The sequence below is a fragment of the Segeticoccus rhizosphaerae genome (genome assembly GCF_009192725.1).
Classification (GTDB): domain Bacteria; phylum Actinomycetota; class Actinomycetes; order Actinomycetales; family Dermatophilaceae; genus Segeticoccus; species Segeticoccus rhizosphaerae.
In genome coordinates, this window is sequence record NZ_VOHR01000556.1 from 1 (window position 1) to 1,340 (window position 1,340).

A 1,340-nucleotide genomic window follows, 5' to 3' on the forward strand; every position below is an offset into this window, starting at 1 on the left:
ACGTGCGCCTCGGCCTGCACCCCGGACCCGAGCACCGCCAGGACCGAGGACTCGGGCCGGGCCAGCGCCTCTGCCGCCACCGCGCTGGCCGCGGAGGTGCGGATGGTGGTCACGGTGGTGCCGTCCATGAGCGCCACGGGGCGACCGGTCTGCGGGTCGAGCGCCGTGACGACGGCGGCGATGGTGGGCAGCCCCCGCTCGGCGTTCGCCGGTGCCGCGCTGCCGAACTTGCAGACGGCCCCGGTTTCGTCCGACACCCGGGCGGCGTAGCAGAACGACGACGACCCCTCCGGCCCGGAGAGCAGCAGCCGGGCGGGCAACTGCGCGTGCCCGAGCCCGAGCTCGCGGAAGGCGACCCGCTGCGACTCGATGGCGGTGTCCATGTCGAAGACCTGGGTCACGTCGGCCGCCGACAGCACCAGGAGGCCGTCCCGGTCAGCGGTCTCCATCGGTTCCTGCGTGCTCATCGCGCTCCTGGTGTCAGAGGGTTCGGTGATCGCGCTTGCGGCCCCGCTCGTTGCTGGGAGGGGGCGTCACGGATGACGCCTTCTCCCAGCAACGAGCTGAAGGGGCGGGGGTCAGACGGTGAAGTCGACGCCCTGGGCCAACGGCAGCTCGCCGGAGTAGTTGACCGTGTTGGTCGCGCGTCGCATGTAAGCGCGCCACGCGTCCGACCCGGACTCACGGCCGCCGCCGGTCTCCTTCTCGCCCCCGAACGCGCCACCGATCTCGGCGCCAGAGGTGCCGATGTTGACGTTGACGATGCCGCAGTCGGAGCCGACGGCGCTCATGAACCTCTCGGCCTCGGCCTGGTCCGACGTGAAGATGGACGATGAAAGGCCTTGCGGGACATCGTTGTTGAGCGCGATGGCTTCCTCGAGCGTGGAGTAGGTCATCACGTAGATGATCGGGGCGAACGTCTCCTGGCGCACGATCTCGCTCTGCTCGGGCATCCGCACGACCGCGGGTTCCACGTAGTAGGCGTCACCCGCGGCGTCGGCCAACCGGCGTCCACCGCCGACCAGGACGTTGCCGCCCTGTGCCTCGGCCTGCTCCAGGGCGGCGGCCATCCCGTCATACGCCCGCTGGTTGATCAGCGGCCCGACCAGGGTGCCCTCGGCGGTGGGGTCGCCGATGGGCAGGCGACCGTAGACGTCGGCCAGCCGCTTGGCGAGGTCTTCCGCGACGTCCTCGTGCGCGAGCACCCGACGCATGGTCGTGCACCGCTGCCCCGCCGTGCCCGCCGCCGCGAAGACGATGCCGCGCGTGGCCAGGTCCAGGTCGGCCGACGGCGCCACGATCGCGGCGTTGTTGCCGCCCAGCTCGAGCAGACAGCGGCC

Annotated in this window: 1 protein-coding gene and 1 pseudogene; both read right to left on the bottom strand. The window is 71.6% G+C overall.

What is annotated here, in order from left to right:
• Positions 1 to 467 (bottom strand): annotated as a pseudogene (locus FRW57_RS21600) (hypothetical protein); the annotation flags it as partial.
• A gap of 111 nt (positions 468 to 578) precedes the next feature.
• On the bottom strand, positions 579 to 1,340 hold a 762-nt coding region (locus FRW57_RS21605; protein WP_152187037.1), incomplete at its 5' end, for an aldehyde dehydrogenase family protein.